The sequence below is a fragment of the Pseudomonas agronomica genome (assembly GCF_025917275.1).
Taxonomy (GTDB): Bacteria; Pseudomonadota; Gammaproteobacteria; order Pseudomonadales; family Pseudomonadaceae; genus Aquipseudomonas; species Aquipseudomonas agronomica.
Genome location: NZ_JAOSHO010000741.1, coordinates 1 through 1,881, shown reverse-complemented (window position 1 = coordinate 1,881; position 1,881 = coordinate 1). Strand labels below are relative to the sequence as shown.

At 63.2% G+C, this 1,881-nt stretch carries 2 protein-coding genes; both read left to right on the top strand.

The features are described from left to right. Positions 1 to 2: 2 nt before the first annotated feature. Positions 3 to 1,487 carry a histidine ammonia-lyase gene (gene hutH, locus OC610_RS26735; RefSeq protein WP_264432242.1) on the top strand — a complete coding sequence of 495 codons (1,485 nt, stop codon included), beginning with the start codon at positions 3 to 5 and terminating at the stop codon, positions 1,485 to 1,487. Positions 1,488 to 1,617: 130 nt separating this feature from the next. After that, the coding region (locus OC610_RS26730) for an aromatic amino acid lyase (protein ID WP_264432239.1) at positions 1,618 to 1,881 on the top strand (264 nt) is incomplete at its 3' end.

The window sequence follows — 1,881 nt, the reverse complement described above, 5'->3', positions numbered from 1 at the left end:
CCCTGCGCTGGCAGGACGTGGTCGCCGTCGCCCGCTTCGGCGCGCCGCTGGAACTGTCGACCCAAGTCTGGGCGCGGATCGACAATGCCCAGGCCATCGTCCAGCGCATCGTCGAAAGCGGCGAGCGCGCCTATGGCGTCAACACCGGCCTCGGGGCGTTGTGCAATGTCTCGCTCAAGGACGAACAACTCAGCCAGCTGTCGCGCAACACCTTGCTCAGCCATGCCTGTGGCGTCGGCCCGGCGCTCTGCGACGAACAGACCCGGGCGATTCTCTGCGCCGCCATCCACAACTACAGCCAAGGCAAATCCGGCATCCATCGCCGGGTGGTCGAGGCGTTACTGGCGCTGCTCAATCGCGGCATCACGCCACAAGTGCCGTCCCAGGGTTCGGTGGGTTACCTGACCCACATGGCCCATATCGGCATTGCGTTGCTGGGCGTTGGCCAGGTCAGTTATCGCGGGCAGATCGTCCCGGCGCAACAGGCCCTCGCCGCAGAAGGTCTGCAACCGGTGCAACTGGGGGCCAAGGACGGCTTGTGCCTGGTCAACGGTACGCCGTGCATGACCGGCCTCAGTTGCCTGGCCCTGGCCGATGCCACGCGGCTGGTGCAATGGGCCGATGTGATCGGCGCCATGAGCTTCGAGGCCCAGCGCGGGCAGATCGCCGCGTTCGATGCCGAGATCATCGCCCTCAAGCCGCACCCGGGCATGCAGCAGGTCGGCGTAAACCTGCGGGCATTGCTCGATGGCAGCGAAGTCATCGCGTCGAGCCTGGGCATCCGCACCCAGGACGCCTTGAGCATCCGTTCGATTCCCCAAGTGCACGGCGCCGCCCGTGATCAGTTGGAGCATGCCCGGCAACAGATCGAAACCGAGCTCAACGCCGTCACCGATAACCCGGTGCTGCTGGGTACGCCGGAGAATTTCCGGGTGATGTCCCAGGCCAATCCCCACGGTCAATCGGTGGCGTTGGCGGCAGACTTGCTGGCGATCGCCATGGCCGAGATCGGTTCGATCGCCGAGCGTCGTCTCGACCGTTTGATCAACCCGCACGTCAGCGGTTTGCCGGCATTCCTTGTCGCCAATCCTGGTGTGAATTCGGGGATGATGATCGTCCAATACGTCGCCGCGTCGCTGTGCGCGGAAAACAAGCAACTGGCGCAACCGGCAGTGCTGGATAATTTCGTCACCTCCGGCTTGCAGGAAGACCATTTGAGCATGGGCACCAACGCGGCCCTGAAGCTGCACCGGGCGCTGGAAAACTGTACGCAGATCCTCGCCATCGAATACCTGCTGGCGGCCCAGGCCTTTGAGTTTCTCAAGGCCCAACGCTTCGGCGCCGGCACCGACATCGCCTGGAAACTGCTGCGCGAGCGCGTCCCGGCCTACGACCAGGACCGCTGGCTGGCGCCGGACATCGCCAGTGCCGCCGGGTTGCTCAAAGACCCGGACGTGCTGGGCAACGTATTACCAAATTTGAATTGATCGAAAAAAGCGCCAGCGTGCCAAGGCACCTCTAGCCCACAAGGCATCGCCCAAAGCGAAGGTGACGGATAACGGAACATTCCGGAGCGACTGGCGGGTGAAAAAACAAAACTCTCAAAAGGAGCACTACATGACTGCCTTAAACCTGATTCCCGGCCAATTGAGCCTGGCTCAATTGCGTGACATCTATCAGCAACCGGTGACCCTGAGCCTCGACGCCAGCGCGTCGGCGCAGATCGAAGCCAGTGTTGCCTGCGTGGAACAGATCCTCGCCGAGAACCGCACCGCCTATGGCATCAACACCGGTTTCGGCCTGCTGGCCTCGACCCGCATCGCCAGCGAAGACCTGGAAAACCTCCAGCGTTCCCTGGTGCTGTCCCATGCCGCCGGTGTC